At 62.7% G+C, this 24420-nt stretch carries 19 protein-coding genes and 1 tRNA gene; 4 read left to right on the top strand and 16 right to left on the bottom strand.

Annotated elements, in window-relative coordinates; genetic code table 11:
• Nucleotides 1-3: 3 nt before the first annotated feature.
• From pqqD to BTN82_RS27080, 8 genes are all read right to left on the bottom strand, one after another.
• Nucleotides 4-279 (bottom strand): pyrroloquinoline quinone biosynthesis peptide chaperone PqqD, encoded by a 276-nt coding sequence (gene pqqD / locus BTN82_RS27115; protein ID WP_075122101.1) that lies wholly within the window; start codon nucleotides 277-279, stop codon nucleotides 4-6.
• Nucleotides 276-1028: a pyrroloquinoline-quinone synthase PqqC gene (gene pqqC / locus BTN82_RS27110; protein WP_016704071.1), complete on the bottom strand. Its 753-nt coding sequence runs from the start codon at nucleotides 1026-1028 to the stop codon at nucleotides 276-278. The genes pqqD and pqqC overlap by 4 nt, the downstream gene beginning before the upstream one ends.
• 136 nt (nucleotides 1029-1164) lie before the next feature.
• Nucleotides 1165-2076 (bottom strand): pyrroloquinoline quinone biosynthesis protein PqqB, encoded by a 912-nt coding sequence (gene pqqB, locus BTN82_RS27105; protein WP_075122100.1) that lies wholly within the window; start codon nucleotides 2074-2076, stop codon nucleotides 1165-1167.
• 71 nt (nucleotides 2077-2147) lie between these two features.
• The gene (gene pqqA, locus BTN82_RS27100; protein WP_003194766.1) at nucleotides 2148-2222 is read right to left on the bottom strand and encodes a pyrroloquinoline quinone precursor peptide PqqA; all 75 of its coding nucleotides are present in this window, start codon (nucleotides 2220-2222) and stop codon (nucleotides 2148-2150) included.
• Nucleotides 2223-2378: 156 nt separating this feature from the next.
• Complete coding sequence (gene pqqF, locus BTN82_RS27095) at nucleotides 2379-4847, bottom strand: pyrroloquinoline quinone biosynthesis protein PqqF (RefSeq protein WP_075122099.1); 2469 nt, start codon at nucleotides 4845-4847, stop codon at nucleotides 2379-2381.
• 48 nt (nucleotides 4848-4895) lie between these two features.
• The gene (locus BTN82_RS27090) at nucleotides 4896-5690 is read right to left on the bottom strand and encodes a carbon-nitrogen hydrolase family protein (protein WP_075122098.1); all 795 of its coding nucleotides are present in this window, start codon (nucleotides 5688-5690) and stop codon (nucleotides 4896-4898) included.
• Between the two features lie 66 nt (nucleotides 5691-5756).
• Complete coding sequence (locus BTN82_RS27085) at nucleotides 5757-7439, bottom strand: flavin monoamine oxidase family protein (protein WP_075122097.1); 1683 nt, start codon at nucleotides 7437-7439, stop codon at nucleotides 5757-5759.
• A gap of 224 nt (nucleotides 7440-7663) precedes the next feature.
• A complete protein-coding gene (locus tag BTN82_RS27080) occupies nucleotides 7664-8125 on the bottom strand; it encodes an Lrp/AsnC family transcriptional regulator (RefSeq protein ID WP_075122096.1) in 462 nt (153 codons plus the stop codon).
• A gap of 200 nt (nucleotides 8126-8325) precedes the next feature.
• On the opposite strand from BTN82_RS27080, the gene BTN82_RS27075 reads away from it, so the two are divergent.
• Nucleotides 8326-10689 (top strand): glucose/quinate/shikimate family membrane-bound PQQ-dependent dehydrogenase, encoded by a 2364-nt coding sequence (locus BTN82_RS27075; RefSeq protein ID WP_075122095.1) that lies wholly within the window; start codon nucleotides 8326-8328, stop codon nucleotides 10687-10689.
• Nucleotides 10690-10760: 71 nt separating this feature from the next.
• Here the strand turns inward: BTN82_RS27075 and BTN82_RS27070 are convergent, their stop codons facing one another.
• The 6 genes from BTN82_RS27070 to rpsU all read right to left on the bottom strand — a co-directional run bounded on the left by BTN82_RS27070 (nucleotide 10761) and on the right by rpsU (nucleotide 20348).
• A complete protein-coding gene (locus tag BTN82_RS27070; RefSeq protein WP_261793030.1) occupies nucleotides 10761-11393 on the bottom strand; it encodes a lipopolysaccharide biosynthesis protein in 633 nt (210 codons plus the stop codon).
• Nucleotides 11394-11832: 439 nt separating this feature from the next.
• Nucleotides 11833-11909: transfer RNA gene (locus BTN82_RS27065), tRNA-Ile, on the bottom strand.
• Nucleotides 11910-11924: 15 nt separating this feature from the next.
• Nucleotides 11925-15668 (bottom strand): EAL domain-containing protein, encoded by a 3744-nt coding sequence (locus BTN82_RS27060; protein WP_075122093.1) that lies wholly within the window; start codon nucleotides 15666-15668, stop codon nucleotides 11925-11927.
• Nucleotides 15669-15790: 122 nt separating this feature from the next.
• A complete protein-coding gene (gene rpoD / locus BTN82_RS27055; protein WP_075122092.1) occupies nucleotides 15791-17638 on the bottom strand; it encodes an RNA polymerase sigma factor RpoD in 1848 nt (615 codons plus the stop codon).
• A 67-nt stretch (nucleotides 17639-17705) separates the two neighbouring features.
• Nucleotides 17706-19670: a DNA primase gene (dnaG, locus tag BTN82_RS27050; RefSeq protein WP_075122091.1), complete on the bottom strand. Its 1965-nt coding sequence runs from the start codon at nucleotides 19668-19670 to the stop codon at nucleotides 17706-17708.
• A 462-nt stretch (nucleotides 19671-20132) separates the two neighbouring features.
• Nucleotides 20133-20348, bottom strand: a complete 216-nt coding sequence (gene rpsU, locus BTN82_RS27045; RefSeq protein ID WP_002551877.1) for a 30S ribosomal protein S21 — start codon at nucleotides 20346-20348, stop codon at nucleotides 20133-20135.
• 199 nt (nucleotides 20349-20547) lie between these two features.
• On the opposite strand from rpsU, the gene tsaD reads away from it, so the two are divergent.
• On the top strand, nucleotides 20548-21573 hold the full coding sequence (gene tsaD, locus BTN82_RS27040; RefSeq protein WP_075122090.1) for a tRNA (adenosine(37)-N6)-threonylcarbamoyltransferase complex transferase subunit TsaD: 1026 nt from the start codon (nucleotides 20548-20550) through the stop codon (nucleotides 21571-21573).
• A 40-nt stretch (nucleotides 21574-21613) separates the two neighbouring features.
• On the opposite strand, the gene plsY is transcribed toward tsaD, so the two are convergent.
• Complete coding sequence (gene plsY, locus BTN82_RS27035) at nucleotides 21614-22183, bottom strand: glycerol-3-phosphate 1-O-acyltransferase PlsY (RefSeq protein ID WP_075122089.1); 570 nt, start codon at nucleotides 22181-22183, stop codon at nucleotides 21614-21616.
• 74 nt (nucleotides 22184-22257) lie between these two features.
• On the opposite strand from plsY, the gene folB reads away from it, so the two are divergent.
• Nucleotides 22258-22611 (top strand): dihydroneopterin aldolase, encoded by a 354-nt coding sequence (gene folB, locus BTN82_RS27030; RefSeq protein WP_075122088.1) that lies wholly within the window; start codon nucleotides 22258-22260, stop codon nucleotides 22609-22611.
• A complete protein-coding gene (folK, locus tag BTN82_RS27025) occupies nucleotides 22602-23120 on the top strand; it encodes a 2-amino-4-hydroxy-6-hydroxymethyldihydropteridine diphosphokinase (protein ID WP_075122087.1) in 519 nt (172 codons plus the stop codon). The genes folB and folK overlap by 10 nt, the downstream gene beginning before the upstream one ends.
• A 67-nt stretch (nucleotides 23121-23187) precedes the next feature.
• Here the strand turns inward: folK and BTN82_RS27020 are convergent, their stop codons facing one another.
• On the bottom strand, nucleotides 23188-24417 hold the full coding sequence (locus BTN82_RS27020) for a multifunctional CCA addition/repair protein (RefSeq protein ID WP_075122086.1): 1230 nt from the start codon (nucleotides 24415-24417) through the stop codon (nucleotides 23188-23190).
• Nucleotides 24418-24420 lie beyond the last annotated feature (3 nt).

The following is a 24420-nucleotide window of genomic DNA, read 5'->3' as shown; positions in this document are numbered from 1 at the left end:
GAATCAGCCAAGTTCGATCCAGTGCTGGGCACGGGCGACCTCCATGAATTGCTCGATATCGTCACCGAGTTCGGGCACGCCGGGGAACTGGATTTCCAGGGCCTGGATGATCGCCGCGACATCCCGTTCGCCGTCGATCAGGCCGCCGATCAGCGCGGCGCTCTCGTTGAGCTTGATCATGCCTTCAGGGTAAAGCAGCACATGGCCTTTCTGCGCCGGTTCGTACTGGAAACGGTAGCCGGGACGCCAGGTCGGGGTCTTGCTGCGATCGAAGCTCATAGGGTGATTCCTTTATGCCAGACCCGTTGTGCGGTAACGCTGTGATACGGCGGGCGATTGAGTTCGTAGGCCATGCTCATGGCGTCGAGCATGCTCCAAAGGATGTCCAGTTTGAACTGGAGAATTTCCAGCATGCGTTCCTGCCCGGCACGGGTGGTGTAGTGCTGCAGGGTGATCGCCAGCCCATGCTCGACATCGCGTCGGGCCTGACCCAGGCGGGTGCGGAAATATTCGTAGCCGGCCGGGTCGATCCAGGGGTAATGCTGCGGCCAGCTGTCGAGGCGCGACTGGTGGATCTGCGGCGCGAACAGTTCGGTCAGCGAGCTGCTGGCGGCTTCCTGCCAGCTGGCGCGGCGGGCGAAATTGACGTAGGCGTCGACGGCGAAACGCACGCCGGGCAACACCAGCTCTTGCGAGCGCAGTTGATCCGGGTCGAGACCGACCGCCTGCCCCAGGCGCAACCAGGCCTCGATGCCGCCGTCTTCGCCCGGCGCGCCGTCGTGGTCCAGCAGGCGCTGGATCCACTCGCGGCGGATCTCCCGATCCGGACAGTTGGCGAGAATCGCCGCGTCCTTGAGCGGAATGTTCACCTGATAGTAGAAGCGGTTGGCGACCCAGCCCTGGATCTGCTCGCGGGTCGCCCGGCCTTCGTACATCGCCACGTGGTACGGATGGTGGATGTGGTAGTAGGCGCCCTTGGCCCGCAGGGCCTGCTCGAATTCGGCGGGGGACATTGCTGTGTCAGTCATTGCGGTTCTCCGGGGAACGGCCGCGGGATTGATGTCGTTTGGTCTGGCCTGCCGCGAGCACGCTCGCTCCTACAGGACAGCGCTACCCTCTGTAGAAGCGAGCTTGCTCGCGATGGACCGCAAAGCGGTCCGGCGATTACAGCTCGATACTCATGCCGTCGTAAGCCACTTCAACGTTGCGCCGCGCCAGCTCCGCGCGTTCGGCGGAGTCCTCGTCGAGGATCGGGTTGGTGTTGTTGATGTGGATAAGAATCTTGCGCTGCTCCGGCAACTGCTCCAGCACTTCCAGCATGCCGCCGGGACCATTCTGCGCCAGGTGGCCCATTTCCCGCCCGGTGCGGGTACCGACGCCGCGCCGCTGCATCTCGTCGTCTTCCCACAGGGTGCCGTCCACCAGCAGGCAGTCGCTGCCGCTCATGATCTCCAGCAGCGGCGCATCGACCTTGCCCAGCCCCGGGGCGTAGAACAGCTTGCCGCCGGTGCGCAGGTCTTCGACGATCAGGCCGATGTTGTCGCCGGGGTGCGGATCGAAGCGGTGCGGCGAATAGGGCGGCGCGGCGCTGCGCAGCGGCAGCGGGCTGAAACGCAGGTTCGGACAGGCGGGAATGACGAAGCTGCGATCGAGTTCGATGCGGTTCCAGTTCAGCCCGCCGTTCCAGTGGGTGAGCATGGTGAACAACGGAAAACCGCTGCTGAGGTCTTCATGGACCATGTCGGTGCACCAGACCTGATGCGGGCAGCCTTCGCGCAGGCTGAGCAGGCCGGTGGTGTGGTCGATCTGGCTGTCCATCAGGATGATCGCGCTGATGCCGGTGTCGCGCAGGGCCCGGCCCGGCTGCATGGGGGCGAAGCTCTGGAGCTGGGCGCGGATGTCCGGCGAGGCGTTGCACAGGACCCAGTTCACGCCGTCGTCGGAAATCGCGATGGACGACTGGGTGCGAGCGTTGGCCCGCAGGCTGCCGTCGCGAAAGCCCGCGCAGTTGGCGCAGTTGCAGTTCCACTGGGGAAACCCGCCACCAGCGGCGGAACCTAGAATCTGGACAAACATGGCCGCTCCATCAGGTCAAAGCTGAAAATAAAAACGCCCCGGCGAGCCGAGGCGTTGCACCGCACAACCCATCAACGGCTGGCGAAGTACATGGTGACTTCAAAGCCGATGCGCAGGTCGGTGTAAGCGGGTTTGGACCAAGTCATAGAGATACTCCTTCAGGTGGGTGGGACGGTTGAGATCTATACATATAGTCCACCTCCAGCCGGAGATGTTCAGATGCTTAGGGGGCTATCTTACTAAATTCCTTTCGGGGAATGACCGCAATTGTCGAAGAAAGCTCGTTGCAGCGTGGGTAACGATCATTTTGTTGCTCGCCAGGGCTGGCCAGGACCCGCGCCGTTGGCCAGGCAGCGCCAACCGCCTTGCGCTTGCTGCAAGTGCGTGGTCGCGAGCAACAGCTGTTGCCGGCTCGTCGCCATAATTTCCTGTTGCAATTGTTCCAGGTAATCCGACGGGTGGCCGGCCAACCTGGCGTGCCAGAGCAGCTCGGCCAGTTGCGCCACGGGCAACGCGGGGGCGACGAACTGAGCGGCCAGGTTGCATTTCAGAGCGTCCAGAGAGGCGTCGTCCAGCGCACCGAGCCATTCGGGCAGGCGTGCAAGGAAGGCGCGGATATGTTCGAGGATCTCGCTCAACGAGGCGCTGGGCGATTGCACGCCGAACAGCAGCCCGGTCTGGCCATTGACCTGCCGGACGCCGCTGAACACCGCATACCCCAGTTGCAGCTCGACCCGCAGGCGCTGGTAGAACGGCGTCTGGCCAAGTTGCCCGAGCAACCGCCAACAGGCCTCCTGCGCCAGCGTGGCGTCGAGAGCCGGGCAAAACAGCAGCAAGGCTTGCTCGCCGGCGCCGGTGGCGATCTCATGCCAATGCTGCTGTACGGCGATCGAGGCTGGCGCCGAGAGCTGGCTGTCGGCAGTGCCCGGGGCTTTGCTCAAGGCCGCGCCGATCGCGCTTTGGGCCTGGCCCAGGCCCAAGGCCAGGCCATCCCAGCGGGCATTGCTCCATAACGTTTGCCAGCTGTGCTCGTCAGTCGGTTGGGTCTCCAGCAGCGCCGATTGACCCAGGCAGCGCTCGGGTAGCTCCTGGAGCAATTGCCGGATCGGCATCAGCGGCGCGGCAACGCCAGGTTGCGGCGCTAGCCAGAACTTCGCGCCGGGCTTGCCCAGTTCCAGCAGTGCCTGCTGGAGCATGGCCGGGATGGGCTCGGGGTGCCCCTTCAGCGTCAGCAGGCACTGGTTGCCCGCGACTCCCAAGGACAGTTCGACGCCCGCCTGAAGGCCGTCATCCCGCAGGTTGCGCAGATGGTTTTGCAGGCGGCTGCGCAGGTCCTGCGATAACCCGCCCGGCAATTGCCAGCGCAAGTACAGGGCGGCCTCGCCGGCATCCTCGGCGATGGCTGGGCTGAAGGTCATGCCCGACGATTCGCGTCGCTGGCGCAAGCGGTCCTGGGCAAAGGTTCGCAGGCCGCGGTGGGCGCTGGTTTGCCCGCGGATCAAACCGGCCCGGGCCGCTGGCGCCGAGCTGCGCAGGAAGGGGTTGGGCGCGGGCAGTTGCCAGTCGACGCCGCTGGCCTTGGCCGGCGGGGGGCACAGTTGCGACAGCAGGGCCTTGAGGGCGATGACGCCTTGCTCGGACAACTGCGGTTCCAGCTGCTCGTTGTTCAGTCGGGCCAGTTCCAGCGCGCCGGCGACCTGGCGCTTGCGCCGTTGCAGCAGGGCATACTCCTCGCGCAATGCGGGCCAGTCGTCCTGGCGGCTGAAAAAGCCCAGCCAGTCGAAGAGCAACTCGCGAACCTGCTCCAGTTGCTCTGCACCCCGCGGGCTCAGGTCGAACTGGATATGCAGCAGCGCCTGGCCGGCGAACTGGTACAGCGGAGAGGCTTTCAATCCTTCGACCAGCCCGCTTTCTTCAAGCGCGGCAAGCAGCCCGCCGGGTTTGCCGGAGGCGGCCCAGGTGCAGAGAAAATCCATGGCCTCGCGCGCCGCCCCGGGCAATTGCTCGCAGGCGAACAGCAGGTTCAGCCGGCGCCCGTGGAGGTGCTGATAATGACGTTGCGGGGAAGCGAGCAAGGGCGTGGGCGTGCCTTGCGGTTGCGCTTTGGCGGCGTGGAGGGCCGCGCTAAAGCCTTGGGCCAGGGTCTGCAGCTCGTCCAGCGGCTGCGGGCCGGCCAGGCTCAGGGTCATTTGCCCGCTCTGGTAGTACGCCACGTGGAAGGCCTTCAGCGCTTGCTGGAACGCCGGGCGCGGTACGTTGAGGCTGTAGCGATTGCCGGCGTGGAACGCCCGCAGCGGATGCTCCGCGGCAACGCCGCCGAGCAGGGCGAACTGCTGTTGCGCGGTGGTATCCCGCGACCAGGCGATGAACTCCGCGTGCAGCACTTCGCGCTCGCGCAGTTGATCGTCCTGGCTCATGCGCGGATGAGCGAGCATGTCGGCCAGGCGCTCCAGCCCGGCGGCGAAATCCACAGGGGCCAGCTCGAAGAAAAAGTCGGTGTGGCGTTCGCCGGTACTGGCGTTCACCTGGCCGCCGTGGCGCTGTACATAGGCCATCAGGCCCTGCGGCGCGGGAAAGCGTTCGGTGCCGAGAAACAGCAGGTGTTCGAGAAAGTGCGCCAGGCCCGGCCAGGCCAGCGGTACGTCGTGGCTGCCGGCAGACACTCGCAGGGCCGCCGCGCAGCGCTTCAGTCGGGGATCGTGGTGCAGGGAAATCCGCAGGCCGTTGGCCAGGGTTTCCCGAAGAGGGAGCAGGTGGTTCAGCGCGGGCATGGGCACTTCCAGGACAGGGAAGCGCCCATGCTAGCGGATAACCCCGGATCAGCGCTTGTTCAGGTCGTCGTACAGCTCTGGGCGACGGTCATGGAAATAGCGGTTGGCCGCCCGCGAATCGAGCATCAGTTGACGGTCCAGAGCGCCGCTGATCAGCGCTTCGTCCAGCCCGGCCTGGGCGATTCGCTGGCCGTCGGGGGCGGCGATGCTGCTCTGGCCGCAATAGTGGATGTCGTCTTCGTGGCCGCAGTAATTGGCATAGGCCACGTAGCACTGGTTCTCGAAGGCCCGGGCGCGAATCGTCACGTCGGCGACAAAGTCGTAGGGAATCATGTTGGCCGTCGGCACCAGGATCAGCTCGGCCCCGGCAAGGGCCAGGCGCCTGGCGTTCTCCGGGAACTCGATGTCGTAGCAGATCAGGAAACCGAGCGTCCAGCCGTTGAGTTCCACCAGAGGGAAATCGCCGGCGCCGGCGCTGAACATCGAGTGGTCGAGATCGCCGAACAGGTGGGTCTTGCGGTAGTTGCACAGGCGCTGGCCGTGGCTGTCGATCAGTTGCACGGCGTTGTAGATCTGGCCGTCGCCGGCGCGTTCCGGGTAGCCATAGAGAATGGCCATGCCCGTCGACTGCGCGACGTTGGCGATGTATTGCGCCGATGGGCCGTCCTGGGCTTCGGCCAGGGCGCCGACCGCCTCCACGCCGATGTTGTAGCCGCTGAGGAACATCTCCGGCAGCACCAGCAGGTCGGCGTCCGAGGCTTCCACGGCGATCTTCTGCAGGCGTTGCAGATTGCCGGCGACGTCCAGCGGCAAGGGTGGGCATTGATAGAGCGCGACACGCATGATGCGGACTCCTTGTGGGCTCCATTGAGCCGCTGCCGATGACGCTCGGCAGCGGCTACAGGGCGCTTAGTCGGCCAGGGCGATAGGGCCGATTTCGTGGAACACGTCGCCCGGCCCAGGGTTCTCGGCGTGGGTCTGCCCGCCGAAGTGTTTCATGATGCCCCAGACTGCGTTGAGCGAGGTCTGTACCGCGCCTTCGACCCAGGCCGGCGTCCAGGACACATCGTCGCCGGCGATGAAGATGCCGCGCTGTTCGGCCGGCATATCGTCCTGCATGAAGTGCGCGTACATGCGCTGGTTGTAGCGGTAATGGCCGGGTAGAGCGCCTTTGAAGGCACCGAGGAAGTGCGGGTCGGCTTCCCAGGACACGGTGATCGGGTCGCCGATGATACGCCCGGCGATATCGACTTTCGGGTAGATCTTCTTCAGGGCGTCCAGGGCCAGCTTGACCCGCTTTTCCACCGGGTGCGGCAGCATCTTCAGGGCGTCGCTCATCCACGAATAGGACAGGCAGATGACCCCCGGCTTGTCGTCACCGTTGTCGAACAGGTAGGTGCCGCGGGTCAGGCGGTCGGTCAGGGTCATGCTCATCAGGTCGCGGCCGGTTTCCGGGTCCTTGTCCTTCCAGAACGGCCGGTCGACCATGACGAAGGTCTTCGACGACTGCATGTAGCGGGTGCGGTCCAGGGCCATCCACATCTTCTGCGAGAACAGCGACTCCTCGCATTCGATCTGGGTGGTCAGCAGCCAGCTCTGGCACGTGGTCAGCACCGCCGCGTACTGGCGGGTATCGCCCCAGTTGTCGGTGACGCTGAAGCGGCCATCGGCGGCCCGGGCGATGCTTTTCACCCCGGGACGCGGCGCGCCGTGGTGCAGCGAACTGAGGCTGGTGCCTTGCGGCCAGTGGGCGCAGCGTTCCGGTACATGGCGCCAGATGCCCAGCGGTACCTGTTCCACGCCGCCGACCACCAGGTGCTGGTGATCATCGCAGTTGGTCATCACCACGCGGAAGATTTCCAGCATCGAGTTGGGGAAGTCCGAATCCCAGCCGCCGGTGCCGAAACCGACCTGGCCGAACACTTCGCGGTGATGGAACGACAGTTTGGCGAAGGCTTTCGAGGTGGCGACGAAGTCATAGAAGGTGCGGTCGTCCCACAGCGGCACCAGGGTGTTCCACAGCTCCTTGAGGCGCGGCACGTCGCGATCGCGAATCGCTTGCTGGATTTCGCCGAAGCGCGACCCGTCTTCCAGGGCGTCGGCCCAGGCGTCGGCGACTTCCTGGAACAGCGCCGGCAGGTCGGCGAGTTTCTGCGCGTAGTGGGTCTGGCCTTCGAGGTCGATCACCGTGCTGCCGGACGCAGGCGTCAGCGGGTTGGGAAAGGGTTTGGTCTCGAGACCCAGCTTGTCGACGTAGTGATAGAACGCCGTGGAAGACACCGGAAAACGCATGCCGCCCAGCTCGGCGATGATCCCTTCGGCGCCCTCGAAGGCCTGGGAACGCAAGCGGCCGCCCATTTTCGAGGCTTCGTACACCACCGGCTTGAGGCCCAGTTTCATCAACTCGTAGGCCGCCACCAGGCCGGCGATGCCTGCGCCGACAATCGCCACTTCGGCGCCATGGCTGGCCTCGGGAATGCTGCCCAGGCCCGCCGGGTGCTCGATCCAGTCGTCGAAGGCAAACGGAAAGTCCGGGCCGAAAATGGTGATGGGTTTCTTACCGTCTGCAGGATGGCGATTGTTCTTGTTCATGGCTGACCTTGCTGGCGACTCGAGCAGAGCGCTGAGTATAGGAAAAGATGGCAGCCATTCTAGGGAGCGTTGCGCACGTTAATAAGACGCAAAGTGTCGTCGTTATGAAGGATTGCCATTCAATATGACGAAATATTTTTGCTTACTGACGATCATTTCCCCGTGGCCGCTGCCGAAGGCTGCGCCCGAGCGCGAAGCGCTCGCCACCGAGCCGGGAGACACCTTCAGACCGGCTGCCCACGGTCGATCTTGCTGCTGAGGATGATCGAGGTGGTGGTCTTGTCCACGCCGTCGACGCTGCCGATCTGGTCGAGCAACTGGTCCAGCTGCTCCGGCGAGTCGGTGCGCAGCCAAGCGACATAATCGAACTCGCCGCTCACCGCGCAGAGCTGCTGGACCTGGGCCATGGCGCTCAGGCGACGCAGCACCTCCTTGCCGGAGCGCGGCTGCACCTTGATCCCGACATAGGCTTGCAAGCCGCCATCGATGACCCGTTGGCCCAGGCGCACGCCGTAGCCGGTAATCACCCGGGCCTTTTCCAGGCGTGCCAGGCGCGAGGTCACGGTCGTCCGGGCGATCCCCAACTGCCTGGCGAGCATCGCCACGCTTTCGCGGGCGTTGATCTGCAGGGCCGCGATCAGTTGGCGGTCGATTTCGTCGAGGACGGGAGGGCGGCTATCAGACAAGGTGAACTCCGGCGCAGGGATCGGTGGGCCGCATGTTACAGGCTCGCCCTTGGCGATGCATGGGCCTTGGCTGTGCGGTGTGGCGGTTGGATCCGGAGGGGCGGATGACATTTTTCGTCATGAATTGCCTGCGACAAGTTGTCATAAGTAACTGGTTAGTACATTCTTGCGCCACGCAACGAATGAGAGAGATTTTCGACATGAACAACTCTGCAACGGCCGCGGGCAGCCAATGGCTGCTGGTGGCGCTGGGTGTGCTGATCGCCTTGATCGGCCTGGGGCTGGCCGGCGGCGGTGGCTACCTTGTCAGCCTGGGCGGTAGCTGGTTCTTCCTGCTGATGGGCCTGGCGATGATCGTTTCCGGGCTGCTGGTTGCCCGGCGCAACCCGCGCGGCGCCTGGTTGTACGCGGTGGCGCTGGTGGCGACGGCGATCTGGGCGGTGTGGGACGCCGGGCTGGAATACTGGCCGCTGGTTTCGCGGGTGCTGACCTTCGCTGTGATCGGCCTGGTGCTGGCGCTGGTCTATCCCGCCCTGGCAAGGGCCTCGGGCGCGACCGCCGGCCGTGGCGCTTATGGCCTTGCAGGCTTGCTGGGCGTTAGCATCGCGGCGACCCTGGCCTATATGTTCGTGCCGAGCCATGTGGTCAGCGCCAGCAGCGAGCCGGCGATCAAGCCGGTGGTTCCTGGCACCGAGCAGAAAGACTGGGCTCATTGGGGCAATACCACTGCGGGCAATCGCTTTGCCGCGCTGGACCAGATCAACAAGGGCAATGTCGATCAGTTGCAGGTGGCCTGGACCTTCCGCACCGGCGATATCCCGCAAAGCACCGGCGCGGGCGCGGAAGACCAGAACACCCCGTTGCAGATCGGCGACACGGTCTACACCTGCACCGCCTACGGCAAGGTGTTCGCCCTGGACGCCGATACCGGCGCCGAACGCTGGAAGTTCGACCCGCAAGGGTCGGCACCCAACTGGCAACGTTGCCGCGGCCTGGGTTACTTCGATGCCGCCGCCGAGCCTGCCGCCGCATCGGCCGCCCCGTTGGCTTGTGCCAAGCGACTGTTCCTGCCGACCGGCGATGCGCGACTGATTGCGATCAACGCGCAAACCGGCAAGCCGTGCGACGACTTCGGCGACCACGGCACCGTCGACCTGAAGACCGACATGGGTGAAGTCAAACCCGGCTACTACCAGCAGACGTCGACCCCGCTGGTGGCCGGCAATGTGGTGATAGTCGGCGGCCGTGTGGCGGACAACTATTCCATCGGCGAGCCGCCGGGCGTGGTGCGCTCCTTCGACGTGCGCAGCGGCGAACTGGTCTGGGCCTGGGACCCGGGCAACCCGAACACCACCCAGCGTCCACCCGCTGGCGAGACTTACACCCGCGGTACGCCGAACGTCTGGTCGGCGATGTCCTACGACGCCAAATTGGGCTTGGTGTACCTGCCGACCGGCAACGCCACTCCTGACTTCTATGCCGGCCAGCGCACGGAACTCGACGACAAGTGGAGTTCCTCCATCGTCGCCCTGGACGTGAAGAGCGGCCAGGTGCGCTGGCACTTCCAGACCACGCACCATGACCTCTGGGACTTCGACCTGCCGGCGCAACCGCTGCTGTATGACATACCGGACGACAAGGGCGGCCTGCAGCCGGCGTTGGCGCAGGTCACCAAGCAGGGCGAGATCTTCCTGCTCAACCGCGCAACCGGCACGCCGATCGCCCGGGTGGAGGAGCGCCCAGTACCGCAAGGCAACATGCCGGGCGAACGTTATTCGCCGACCCAGCCGTTCTCGGTGGAGATGCCGTCGATCGGCAACCAGACCCTGACCGAATCCGACATGTGGGGCGCCACGCCGTTCGACCAACTGCTGTGCCGCATCCAGTTCAAGGGCATGCGCCATGAAGGCGTGTATACCCCGCCGGGCCTGGACCACGCCTTGCAGTTCCCCGGCTCCCTGGGCGGCATGAACTGGGGTAGCGTGTCGGTGGACCCGAACACGCATTACATGTTCGTCAACGACATGCGCCTGGGCCTGGCCAACTACATGATCCCGCGCGACAAGATCGCGGCCGGGGCCAGCGGTATCGAAATGGGCGTGGTGCCCCAGGATGGCACGCCGTTTGGCGCCATGCGCCAGCGTTTCCTCTCGGCTGCCGGCATTCCCTGCCAGAAGCCGCCGTTCGGCACTATGTCGGCCATCGACCTGAAAACCAGGACGCTGGTGTGGCAGGTGCCGGTCGGGACTGTGCAGGACACCGGGCCTTTGGGCATTCGCATGCACATGCCGATCCCGATCGGCATGCCGACCCTGGGCGCGTCCCTGGCAACCCAGTCCGGCTTGCTGTTCTTCGCCGGGACCCAGGACTTCTACCTGCGTGCCTTCGATACCGGCAACGGCAACGAAATCTGGAAAGCCCGCCTGCCGGTGGGCAGCCAGTCGGGGCCGATGACCTACGTTTCGCCGAAGACCGGCAAGCAGTACATCCTGCTGACCGCTGGTGGCGCGCGTCAGTCGCCGGACCGCGGCGACTATGTGATCGCCTATGCATTACCCGACTGACCGCTGATCTCGGTCTTGCAGAAAAACCGCGCCTGGCGCGGTTTTTTTGTGGCTGCTAGCGGCCAGAGCGTTCAGTGATGCACCAGTTGCTCGACTTCGTCGAGGCTGATGCCGGGAATGATCGAGGCAGGAATACGCGAGGTGGGAGACAGGTTGTACACCGAGAAATCCGTGCCCATGACCTTGTCTGACATCAGCTGCAGGGACGGCAGGATTCGCGATTGCAGATGCTCATCCAGCCCGCAGGGCGACTTGAAAGTGTCCGCCGTTTCATAGAAGCGGCCCATGGCCGGGGTCAGGTCGACACCGACCAGGATGGCGCTGCTGAAACCCGCGTGATAGGCGAGTTGCAGCGCCAGGTAGGCCACCGTGCGAGCATCGAAAAAGCCCTGTTCGAGGTCCTTGCTGAAACCGATGGTCCGGCTTCTGTTGCCGGCAATGAGGGGAGGGCGGACCAGCTTGCTGTTGCGCCTGAGCCACCATTCCTTCCAGGTCTGTCGCGGAGCTTTCTTCAACAGAAACAGCTCGCCTCGCGGCTGGCTCGGAATCGCCTGGGCATGTTCTTTCCAGAGCGCCACGCGCTGGCTGAGAGCCATTGCCTGGGCGAAGAGTTCGGGTTGCTGCAGGGAGAAACTGGTGTCGGTACAGGCATAGAAAAAAGGCCGTATACCGGTCCCGAGGAACATCGAGATGGCTCCGTTCATGGTGATCATTGGGATGTCGGAAAAGGCTTCGATGGGAAAGTCCTTTGCCGAGCTGCCGGATGCAATGATGAAAACCGGGCCTTGCCGGATATTGCGGCAACGAGCGAAGCCCGTTACCTGTCCTGGCGCAGGCGCCATAGGTACTACTTCCATGTGCTGTGTCCGCATCATCAGGCCACTCTGATTATTAGGGGGTGGCTCAGGTTTGTGCTTCACGGGGAGAAGGGCAGGCGTCCCTCGAACGAGTGGAAATGCAGTCCGGGGCAGATGAGGGTCGCGCGGCTTCCGTGCAGATATGACCGCCGCGGATTTTATTAGTTGTGCGCCAGGGCCGATTTCCTGGAAGAAAGGAGCAGTTTTTATGCCAGCCGAGTGAGCGGTTCGCCGGAAGGCTGCCCGCTGAATACGCGAAAGCCGCGCAGTGCGCGGCTTTGAAAAGTGGTGGGCCCACACGGACTTGAACCGTGGACCAAAGGATTATGAGTCCTCTGCTCTAACCAACTGAGCTATAGGCCCTCAGTAGGCCGCGGATTATAACGACGGTTTCTCGGCTGTGCTATCCGAAAAAGCCGAAACCGGCAGGCGCAGAAAGGTGGCGGCGAATTCGTTGGCGCTTAGCGGCAGGCTGATGATGTAGCCCTGGATCTGTTCGCAGCCTTCGCTGGCGAGAAATAGCTGCTGGTCATGGGTTTCCACGCCTTCGGCGATCACGGTGAATTGCATGCTGCGGCCCAGGGCGATGATGGCCCGCACGATGGCCACGTCGTGCGGGTCGTCGGGCAGGCCGCGTACGAAGGATTGGTCGATCTTCAGGAAATCCAGCGGCAGGCGCTTGAGGTAGCTCAGGGAGGAGTAGCCGGTACCGAAGTCGTCGATGGCCAGCTGGACGCCCAGGCGCTTGAGCTGGTGCAGTACCTCCAGGGCTTCCTCGGCCTGGCTCATGATGAAGTTCTCGGTGATTTCCAGCTGCAGCAAGCCAGGCTTGAGGCGGTTCTCCTTCAGCAATTGTTCGATCCGCCCCAGCAGATTCGGTTGGCGCAGTTGGGCACCGGCAAGGTTGACCGAGAGCGGCCCAAAACACTCGTAGCGCTCGTGCCAGGCACGCAATTGCTGGCAGGCGTGTTCCAGTACCCAGTCGCCGATCTGCAGGATCATGCCGTTTTCTTCGGCCAGGGGAATGAAGTGCTCGGGAGGGACATCGCCAAAGGTCGGGTGGCGCCAGCGAATCAGTGCTTCGGCGCCGACCAGGATCTGGTCGCCCAGGCTGATCTTGGGCTGGTAGTACAGATACAACTCGTTGCGCTCGATGGCACGCCGCAGCTCATGTTCCAGGGCTATGCGCTCGCTGGCCTGGGCGGTCAGGTCGCGGGTGTAGCTCTCGACCCGGTTGCGGCCCTTGGCCTTGGACCGATACATCGCGGCATCGGCGTTCTTGACCAGGGTGGCCACGTCGCAGCCGTCCTTGGGGTAGAGGCTGGTGCCGATGCTGGCACTGATGAAAAACTCATGCTCTCCGGCCTGGAAGGGTGCACCAAAGCAGTTCAGCAGCTTGTTGGCGATATGCTCTGCATCGCTTGGCTGGTGCAGGCCGGGGAGCAGGATGATGAACTCGTCGCCGCCCAGGCGGGCGACGGTGTCGATATCCCGCAACTGCTCTTTCAAGCGCACGGCGATGCCCTTGAGCAGCAGGTCGCCGACCGGGTGGCCCAGGCTGTCGTTGATGTGCTTGAAGCGGTCCAGATCGAGAAACAGCACCGCGCCCTGGCCGCCGTTTTCCTGCTGGCTGTTGAGCGCGCTCAGCAGACGGCTTTCGAACAGGGTGCGATTGGGCAGGCCGGTCAACGGGTCATGGTGCGCCTGGTAGTCGAGCTTGGCCTGGGCGTGCTTGAGGCTGGAGATATCGGCGAAGACGGCGACGAAGTGCGTGACGAAGTGGTCCTTGTTGCGTACCGCGCTGATGGTCAGCCAACTGGGGTACAGCTCGCCGTTTTTGCGGCGATTGGAAATTTCTCCCTGCCAATGACCTTCGGCGGTCAATTGGTGCCACATGGCGGCGTAGAAGGCGCTGTCGTGCAGGCCTGAAGCCAGCAGGCGCGGGGTGTGGCCCAGGGCCTCGGTTTCGCTGTAACCGGTGATTTCGGTGAACGCCCGGTTGACCGCGCTGATGTGCTGGCGGGTATCGGTGATCAGGACGCCTTCGGCGGTGCTCTCGAATACGGTGGCGGCCTGTTGCAGTTTCTCCTGCATCATGTGGCGTTCGGTAATGTCACGGGCGATGGTCAGCATGCAGTCTTCGTCACCGATCGGCAGTGGCCGGCTCGACAGTTCGCACAGGCGGATCTGCCCGTCGTTGCGGCGGATATGGCAGCTGAAATCGCGCACGAAGCCATCGCGCTGCAGCAGGTCGAGCATCTGCCGGCGCTCGTTCAGGTTGACCCAGATGCCCAGGTCCAGGGTGGAGCGGTCGAGGGACATGGCGCTGTTGAAGCCGGTGATGCGGCTGAACCCGTCGTTGACCTCGATCAGCAAGCCATCGCGCTGGCGGCTGAGCAACAAGCCGTCCGGCGAGGCGTGAAACGCCTTGGCGAATTTTTCCTCGGAGGTTTGCAACTGCTGCTGGGTTTCCTTCAACTGGCTGATGTCGCGGACCACCACGACCAGGGCGGGCGTGGTATCGAGGTCGAAGGGTTCGGCGGAAATCAGGCCGGTGAACAGCTGGCCGTTGCTGCGTCGAAAGGGCATCTCCAGATTGCGGATGCTGCCCGCCTGCAAGCGCTGCAGGAGTCCCGGGCCCACGCCCTGGATGCCCCAGATATTCAGCTCGGTGGCCGTCTGGCCGATGACCTGCCCGGCACTCAGGCCGATCTGCTCCTCGAACGCCTCGTTGACCTCCAGCAGGCAACCATCCGACAGGCGGGCAATGACCAGGATGTCCGGGCATTGCTGGAATACCGAGGCGAACCGCTGTTCCGAAAGCCGAAGGGCTTCTTCCGTGCGCTTCGTTTCGCTGATATCGATCATCAGCCCGCGCATGACGGGCTCGTGCCCATGCTCGATCAGGCTGACGATGTCGCGAACCCACAGGCAGCGGCCGTCGGCGGTGATGACCCGGTAATCCAGGCTGTGGTCGCGCCCGGCGAGGACTTCATGGTCGCAGAAGTTCTGGGCGCGGGTGAGGTCGGCGGGGTGGATGATGTTTCGCCAGAACCCGGGAATCAGCCAGTGGGAAAGGGGGTAGCCCAGCAGTTGCTCGGCATGGGGCGACACATAGCTGTAGGTAAAGTCGCTGATGCGCGCTTCCCAGGCAATCGCCGACAGGCTTTCGACCAGACCGCGGTAATGGTATTCGCTGCTGCGCAGTTCCTGCTCAAGGGCTACGCGCCGGGCGATTTCGGAGCTCAGCCGGCGATTGATGCGCAGCACTATCGCCAATATGGCAAACAGCAGCAGGAGCCCCGGCAGGCCATAGAGCAGCAGGTCCGACCAGAACGAACGATGATCGAGGACATTGCCGACCCAGCGCTGCTGGATTTCGCTGACTTCCGCCGGGCTGATGTCCGCCAGCACCTTGTCGAGAATCCCCACCAGGATCTTGCTGTCGCGCGGCACGCCCATGGCCAGTTGATAGCGGTAGGGGGTTTCCCCGCTGACATAGAGCCCGTCCAGCTTCAGTTGGCGCAGGCTCCATACGCTGGACGCCAGGTCGCCGACCACGGCGTCGACCTGATTGAGCGCGAGCGCCTGCAGGGCCGAGCTCACGTTGGGCAGGGCCACCAGGTTCAGGTCGGGATGGTGGGTACGGAGCAGTTCGTGGGGGGCGTAGTTCTCCACGACGGCGATCTTCAGGCCGTACAGGTCCTGGATCTTGCGCGGTTGCGCGCCGCCTTTGTGGGCCAGGATCACGATCGGGAAGTCGAGATAGGGGCGGGTGAAGGCCAGGTAGCTCTGGCGTTCAGGGGTCGACATGATCCCGGGCAACAGGTCCAGGTTGCCTTTTTTCGCAGTGTCGAGCACTTCGCTCCAACTGGCGGGTTCTATCGGCTTGAGCGTGATCGCCAGGCGATCCTGGATCAGGTGGATGTAATCCGCGGCAAGGCCCTGGTAGCGCCCCTCTTCGTCGCGATACTCGAAAGGCGGCCATGAGGCGTCTACACCCAGGCGCAATTCCGGGTGGGTCGAAAGCCAGCCACGTTCTTCATCGTTGAGAGTCAGCGCGCCAGCCGTTGCGGTCCAGGCGAGCAGCGACAGCACAAGCACGGTCGGCAGTCTGGGCATAACGGTCTCGTTATGGCACGGGGGAATGTTTCGAGTGTAGACGGGCAATCCGGAGGGGGCGAAGCATGGGGGATTTAAACTGCACAAAGCAAAACCCCCAGCAGGGCTGGGGGTTCTGGGTGTTACTCGTCGAGGAAGGAGCGCAGGTGCTCGCTTCTCGTCGGGTGGCGCAGCTTGCGCAGCGCCTTGGCTTCGATCTGACGAATCCGCTCGCGGGTAACGTCGAACTGCTTACCGACTTCCTCAAGGGTGTGGTCAGTATTCATGTCGATGCCGAAGCGCATGCGCAGTACCTTGGCTTCACGGGCAGTGAGGCCGGAGAGTACTTCGCGAGTCGCTTCTTTAAGGCTCTCAACGGTGGCGACATCGATTGGCGACTGCATGGTCGAGTCTTCGATGAAGTCGCCCAGATGGGAGTCTTCGTCATCACCGATCGGGGTTTCCATGGAGATCGGCTCTTTTGCGATCTTCAATACCTTACGGATCTTGTCCTCAGGCATTTCCATGCGTTCGCCCAGCTCTTCCGGGGTCGGTTCGCGACCCATTTCCTGCAGCATCTGCCGGGAAATACGGTTGAGCTTGTTGATCGTCTCGATCATGTGCACCGGGATACGGATGGTGCGGGCCTGGTCGGCGATCGAGCGAGTGATCGCCTGACGGATCCACCAGGTGGCATAGGTCGAGAACTTGTAGCCGCGACGGTATTCGAACTTGTCTACCGCTTTCATCAAGCCGATGTTGCCTTCCTGGATCAGATCGAGGAACTGCAGGCCACGGTTGGTGTACTTCTTGGCGATGGAGATCACCAGACGCAAGTTGGCTTCAACCATCTCTTTCTTCGCGCGACGGGCCTTGGCCTCGCCGATCGACATGCGACGGTTGATGTCCTTGATCTCGGCGATCGTCAGGCCGGTCTCGGTTTCGAGCGCGGTCAGCTTCTGCTGGCAACGGATGATGTCCGGCTGCAGGCGGCCGATGGCCTCGGCGTACTTGGCCTTGCCCTTGGCCAGGGCGTCGGACCAGCTTTCGTCCACTTCATTGCCAGGGAACTGGCGCAGGAAGTCGGCGCGTGGCATGCGAGCGTCACGAACGCAGAGCTGCATGATCGCGCGCTCTTGCTGGCGCAGGCGATCCAGGGCACTACGAACGCGTTCAACCAGGCCTTCGAATTGCTTCGGAACCAGCTTGATCGGCATGAACAGTTCAGCCAGGGCCAGCATTTCAGCCAGGGCCTGCTTGTGTTCGCGACCATGCTTTTTCAGGGCCTTGCGGGTGATCTCCATCTGCTCGGCAACAGCGCCAAAGCGCTGGGCTGCAATGATCGGATCCGGACCGCTTTCGGTCTCTTCTTCGTCGTCACTGGCTTCGGCGTCATCGTCTTCGCTCTCGTCGTCCGCTTTTGCGGCCTTGGCGTCGACAGGCGGTGGCACTTCGGCGGCAGGTGGTGCGATACCGTCGTCCGGGTCGATGTAACCGCTCAGGACGTCGGACAGGCGACCACCTTCGGTGGTGACGCGATTGTATTCGGAGAGGATGTGCTCAACCGTGCCAGGGAAGTGCGCGATCGCGCCCATCACTTCACGGATGCCCTCTTCGATACGTTTGGCGATTTCGATTTCGCCTTCACGTGTGAGCAGCTCTACCGTGCCCATTTCGCGCATGTACATGCGCACTGGGTCGGTAGTGCGACCAATGTCGGTTTCCACAGCCGCCAACGCTGCGGCGGCTTCTTCAGCTGCTGCTTCGTCGGTATCGGCTTCGGCCAACAAAAGGGCATCCGCATCCGGAGCACTCTCGAATACGTTGATCCCCATGTCGTTGATCATGCGGATGATGTCTTCCACCTGTTCCGGATCTGAAATATCTTCCGGCAGGTGGTCGTTGACCTCCGCGTAAGTCAGGTAACCCTGCTCACGACCACGGCTGATCAACTCTTTGAGGCGAGACTGCTGTTGCGCTTTTCCGGACATAACACCCTATCCACTGAAGGTCTTGGCGGGCAAAAAACAAGCCGAGGATTATACCCGAGCTATGACCTCACGCGCCAGTTGAGGTCGGGTTTGATGCGGGAACATTGCGTTTTAAAAGCTCGAGCAGCTGAATTTTTTCTTCGCCACTCAATTCGCTTTGACGCGATTTCCTGAGAAGTTGTTCCAAAACACGCTCACGTTGGCGAGCGGACAAGCTTTTAATGGTGTCGAAAAACTGTTGTTCAAGGTTGTCGCCTTCAATCAGCCACTCCTTTTCTGCCAGCGCCTTGATCAGGCGTCCCTGTTCAGTGCCGTGCCAACGAGCCATGAGTTGATGAATAGAGCGTAGCCTAGGATTTTTCTGAACGGCTTCGATCAGGGCTACCAGCAACTGGGTATTAGTGTTGTCGTCGGCGGCAAAGTGCCCGGCGTCTTCAACTTTTTCGGCCAGTTGCGGGTGATGCAGCAAGGTTCGAAGCGCTGACAGCGTTGGGGGTTCGACGGCGGTTGGAACGCGCGGGGCACGTGGCTGATCGCGATCGCCATTGCGCTTGCCCTTTTTGTCCCATGGTTTGCTTTCCCATTTCTTGCCGCCCGCGCCGGATTTCTTCGGCGTCCACTCCTGCTGCGGTACGTAGGTGTCCTGCGGCTCATGGTAGTCGGCGTAGTCCGGCATGGCGTCGTAATCGATGCCGGCGTCGTACGTTGGCGGCGCTTCCTGTGGCGCGCTGTGCACCAACTGGCTGACCGTCTCGTTGTTGAGTCCGGTAATTTCGCTGAGGCGCTGGCGCATCAGGGTCCGCAGGTTGGCTCCGGGGACTTTGTCGATCAGCGGCGCGGCCAGGGTCGCCAGGTGGGCCTTGCCCTCGAGTGAGCGCGGATCGGCTTCGTCGGTCAATTGCTGGAAGAAGTAGTCGGCCAGCGGTTGCGCATGCTGGTTGATGCGGGCGCGAAAGGCGTCGGTGCCTTCGGAGCGGACCAGGGTATCCGGGTCTTCCCCTTCGGGAAGAAACAGAAAGCGCGCCCGGCGCCCGTCCTGCAGGCTCGACAAGGTCGCTTCCAGCGCGCGCCAGGCAGCCTTGCGCCCGGCCTGGTCGCCGTCGAAGCAGAACAGGACGTTGGGTACGATGCGGAACAGGCGCTTGAGGTGTTCTTCGCTGGTGGCGGTGCCCAGGGTCGCCACGGCATTACGCAAGCCTTGTTGGGCGAGGGCGATCACGTCCATGTAGCCCTCGACGACGATGATTTCGTCGAGGTTGCGGTTGTTCTTGCGGGCCTCGAACAGGCCGTAAAGCTCCTGGCCCTTGTGGAACACCGGGGTTTCCGGCGAGTTCAGGTATTTTGGCTTGTCGTCACCCAGTACCCGGCCGCCGAAGGCGATGATCCGGCCGCGGCTGTCGCGGATCGGAAACATCACCCGGTCGCGGAAACGATCGTAGCGTTTGCCGGTTTCGGCGTTCTCGATCAGCAGGCCGGCGTCGATCATGGCCTTCTGCTGCAGGGTGTCGCTGCTCAGGTGCTTGAACAGGTTGTCCCAGCCGGGCGGAGCGAAACCGAGGCCGAAATCGCGGGCGATCTCGCCGGTCAGGCCGCGCCCCTTGAGGTAATCGACTGCGGCCTTGCGGGCTGGATGGCTTTTCAGTGCCTGGCGATAGTAATCGGCAGCGGCGGTGAGCAGCGGGTAGAGCGGCGAGTCGGTCGGTTGCCGGGGTTTGTGCGAGCGCCCGCTTTCCTCGCGGGGGATCTCCATGCCGGCGGCCTTGGCCAGTTCCTCGACGGCCTGGGGGAAGTCCAGGTTGTCGTGGTCCATGATGAAGCCGAGGGCATTGCCCCCTGCGCCGCAGCCGAAACAGTAGTAGAACTGCTTGTCCGGGCTGACGCTGAAAGAGGGGGTCTTTTCTTTGTGGAACGGGCAGCAGGCGGTGTAGTTCTTGCCGGCCTTTTTCATCTGCAGGCGCGAGCTGACGACATCGACGATGTCGGTGCGGTTCAGAAGGTCGTCAATAAAGCTCTGGGGAATCAGCCCGGCCATGGCGTTCTCGTCATCACTGCGCGAAAGAATGGGACCAATGCGAAAGCTTCGACAACGAGTTGTTCGAGGCGCAATCGCTGCGCGTTCGACCATTTTTCGTCGGCTTGATCGCTATCGGGAAGTGTATCTGCCGAAAGTCTACTGACGTTAGTTTCAATCAGTCTTCGACTATTTGAAGATATTGCTCTGAGTCCGACAGGTCTCGGATGGCTCATAAGCGGACGCTGCAGAGGGGCGCCGTGGGCTGAGTCTGTTGAGGAATCAGAAAAATGTGCTCGTCAGTAGCCTTGGAAGGCTCGTCAGAAGAGACGTGCACCGCTGGCAGGAGCCAGGTCTGACGTGGTGAAGCGGATTGTCGCGGTCGCATGGACGTTGACGGTGAAGCATCAAGCGTTGTCCGCAAATGCCATTAGCCCGGCTGAGGGCCGGGCTTGGCAGAAGCTTGCAGCGAACGTCTGTGTATTAGTACAGACGTACGGCGCGGCGCTGTTCGCGCTGAACTTTCTTGGCGTGACGCTTAACAGCAGCAGCTGCTTTGCGCTTACGCTCGGAAGTCGGCTTCTCATAAAATTCGCGGCTACGAACTTCAGCCAGAACACCGGCTTTTTCGCAGGAGCGCTTGAAACGACGCAGAGCTACGTCGAAGGGTTCGTTCTCTTTAACTTTGACGGCTGGCATCCAGAGCTACCTTCATTCATTACCGGGGTCAACGGACTCGTCGCAAAATCGCGGCTGAGCTCGTCGGTTTTTAAGGGTTGCGGATGTTAACCCCTCATCGCTCGGAATGCAAAGCCTCTGATCGAAAACCGCTGGTCGGCTGAGGGAGTGGCGACTATTATGCGCGCCTTCGAATTTAGCCTCTACAAGGCGCAAACCCATGTTAGTACTGGGATTAGAAACTTCCTGCGACGAAACCGGCGTCGCGCTTTACGACAGCGAACGCGGCCTGTTGGCCGATGCGCTGTTCAGCCAGATCGACCTGCACCGGGCCTACGGTGGCGTGGTGCCGGAGCTGGCTTCTCGCGATCACGTCAAGCGCATGCTGCCCTTGATTCGCCAGGTGCTGGCCGAGGCGGACTGTGTGCCGACCGAAATCGACGCCATTGCCTATACCGCCGGCCCTGGCCTTGTGGGAGCCCTTCTGGTCGGCGCTTCCTGCGCGCAGGCGTTGGCCTTTGCCTGGGGCATTCCTGCGCTGGGCGTGCACCATATGGAAGGCCACTTGCTGGCGCCGATGCTGGAAGAGCAACCACCGGAATTTCCGTTCGTCGCCTTGTTGGTGTCCGGCGGCCATACGCAACTGGTGCGGGTCGATGGCATTGGCCAATACGAGCTGATGGGCGAAACCCTGGACGATGCCGCCGGCGAGGCCTTTGACAAGACGGCCAAGATGATCGGCCTGAATTATCCAGGCGGTCCGGAAATCGCTCGCCTGGCCATGCAAGGCGTGCCCGGGCGCTTTGTCTTTCCGCGGCCGATGACTGATCGTCCTGGGCTGGATTTCAGTTTCAGCGGCTTGAAAACCTTCGCCCTGAACACCTGGCAGCAATGTGTCAGCGCCGGAGACGACGGCGAGCAAACCCGTTGCGACATCTCGCTCGCGTTCCAGCAAGCGGTAGTAGAAACTCTGACCATCAAGTGCAAGCGGGCCTTGAAGCAGGCCGGGCTCAAGCGTTTGGTCATCGCCGGTGGCGTGAGCGCCAACAAGGCACTGCGCGCGTCGCTGGAGAAGATGCTCGGCGAGATGAAGGGGAATGTATTTTATGCCCGCCCCGAATTCTGCACCGATAACGGCGCGATGATCGCGTTCGCCGGCTGCCAGCGTTTGCAGGCAGGCCAGCAGGAGAGTCTGGCGATCAGCGTGCAGGCGCGTTGGCCGATGGAACAGTTGTTGCCGCTGTAGGTGGTATTTGCCCGACCTGAATCGGGCTCATCTTCAATATTCAGAAATGCCGTTCGCGCCCGGCAAACAGGTCGCGTAGATTGCCGCGGTGGCGCCAGACGATCAGCAACGTGAGTACGCTCATCGGCAGCAATGCCGCCGGCGCTTGCCAGGCCAGCAATGGCAAGGTCAGGGGGGTGGCGATCAGCGCCGCCAGCGAGCTGGTGCGGGTCAGGTAGAAGGTCAGAAGCCAGGCGGCAATGGCCAGGAACGCCGCTGGCGGGTAGAGCCCCAGCAGCATGCCGGCAGCGGTGGCGACGCCCTTGCCGCCGCGGAAGCGGAAATACACCGGGAACAGATGGCCCAGTACGGCGTAGAGCCCGATCCAGGCCTGTTGTTGGAGCGAAAGACCAGCGAGGTTGGCGATCAGCACGGGCAGCAGCCCTTTGAGCAGGTCGCCGAGCAAGGTCAGGACGGCGAGTTTCTTGCCGGCCAGGCGCAGCATGTTGGTAGCGCCGGCATTGCCCGAGCCACTCATTCGCGGATCGGGGTTACCGGTCAGGCGGCTGAGCAAAATGGCGAAGGACAGCGAGCCGAGCAGGTAGGCGAGGATCGCCAGTAACCAAAACATGCTAACTATTCCGGGCGAGGACGCCCTGATTCTAACGGCGCATTGCGCCCTTGTCGTGCTGCGGAGAAGAGTGCTTGGACAGAGTGTTTATCGAGGGCCTGGAAGTCGACACGGTGATCGGTGCCTACGACTGGGAGCGAGGCATCCGGCAATGCCTGCGCCTTGACCTGAGCTTTGCCTGGGACAACCGTCCGGCCGCCGCCGGTGACGACCTGACCCTGGCCCTGGACTATGCCAGCGTGTCTTCGCGGATTCAGGCGTTTGCCGAGCAGGCGCAGTTCCAGTTGGTCGAGACCTTTGCCGAACGTCTGGCCGAGGTGCTGATGAGCGAGTTCCAGATTCCCTGGTTGCACCTCAAGCTGACCAAGCCTGGCGCGGTGGCGGCTGCCAAGGGCGTTGGCGTGGAGATCGAGCGCGGATGTCGCTAACTCAGGTTTTCCTTGGGCTCGGCAGCAATATCGAGCGTGAAACCCATTTGCTGGCCGGGCTCGATGCCTTGGCCGGCTTCCTGCGGGATATGCGCTGCTCGGCGGTTTTCGAGAGTCAGCCGGTCGGTATCAAGAGCGGGCCTTTTTTCAATCTGGTGGTTTCGGCGTTCACTGATCTGCCGCTGATGGAGCTGGACCGCCGGTTGAAGTTCATCGAGGCGGACAACGGCCGTTATGCCCCGGACCGCAAAGGTTTGCCGTTGGATATCGATGTCCTGTTGTACGGCGATCTGGTGGGCAACTTCGACGGGTTGGTCTTGCCGCGCGCGGAGATTCTCAAGAACGCCTTTGTGCTTTGGCCCTTGTCGTTGATGGCTCCGGAACGGGTGCATCCGTTGGCGGGACAGGACTTCGCTACCTTGTGGCGCGAAGCCCGTATCGACCAAGTGTTGGCCCCCGTGGCGTTTGAGTGGCAAGGCAAGCCACTGACCCCGCCGGAGCTGGGCTAGCCTCTGCGATCCACGCTGCAAATCGCGAGCGAGTTCGTTCCTGCCAAGGGCTTGTTCGTGATGTTTGCTACTGCGAGTGCTGTTCCTTGTAGGCTTTCAATGCCTTGAGCCGCTCTCGTTTCAACGCTTCTCCCAACTCCGGTCCCTTGAACCCTCGCTCCAGCAGCGGCTGTACCGCCACGCTGCGCGCGGCGGTGGCTGCGCCGCGCAAGTAGTCGGCCTGTGGATAAGTCCGATCCTCCAGCCCGAGACGGCCGCGAGCGTCCATTTCGCAGGCGGCGATAAACTCCTCGAAGCGCTGTGGGCGACGATACACGTCGAAACTTTGCAGCAGTTCCGCCAGTGTCGAAGGCTTCAGTTCGAGGGCGCGATGGCTGTGGGTGTGGTACTGGCCGACCAGTAGCGCCAGTTCCTGGCAATCGCGCGGGGCCCTGAAGCGCTCGTTGACCTGCTTGATCAACTTCAGGCCCTTGTGCTCGTGTGCAATGTGTCGTGGCCATTCGCTGTGTGGCGTCAGGCCCTTGCCCAAGTCGTGCAGCAGGCACGCCCAACGTACGCTCAAGGGCTGTTTGTACAGGGCTGACTGTTGCAGAACGCTCAGCGTATGCACCCCGCTGTCGATCTCCGGGTGATGGGCTGCCGGCTGCGGAACGCCAAACAGTGCATCCACTTCAGGCAGCAGGACCTTGAGCGCCCCGCAATCGCGCAGTACCTGGATAAACACCTGGGGATGTTCTTCCATCAGTGCGCGGGAGATCTCTTTCCAGCTGCGTTCCGGCGTCAAGGCTTCCAACTCGCCTGACTCGCTGAGTTGACGCATCAGTTCAAGGGTGTCTGCCGCCACCTGGAAACCGAGCTCGGCATAACGGGCAGCGAAGCGGGCCACGCGCAGTACACGCAATGGATCTTCGGCGAATGCCGGGGAAACATGGCGAAGCAGGCGTTTTTCCAGGTCCTGTTGGCCGTGATAGGGGTCGGTCAGAACGCCGTGGTCGTCTTCTGCCATGGCATTGATCGTCAGGTCGCGGCGGATCAGGTCTTCTTCAAGTGTGACCTCGGGGCTGGCATGGAAGGTGAAGCCGCCGTAGCCACGACCGCTTTTGCGCTCGGTGCGGGCCAAGGCATATTCCTCGCCGCTTTTGGGGTGAAGAAAGACCGGGAAGTCCGCGCCCACAGGGCGAAAGCCTTTGGCGAGCATTTCTTCAGCCGTGGCGCCGACCACCACCCAGTCGATGTCGGTTACCGGTTTGCCCAGCAGGCGATCGCGCACCGCGCCGCCGACCTTGTAAATCTGCATAAA

It is taken from the genome of Pseudomonas chlororaphis, from assembly GCF_001921865.1.
Taxonomy (GTDB): Bacteria; Pseudomonadota; Gammaproteobacteria; order Pseudomonadales; family Pseudomonadaceae; genus Aquipseudomonas; species Aquipseudomonas chlororaphis_D.
Note: the sequence above shows the minus strand (reverse complement) of the source record. Positions and strands in the feature narration are given on the sequence as shown.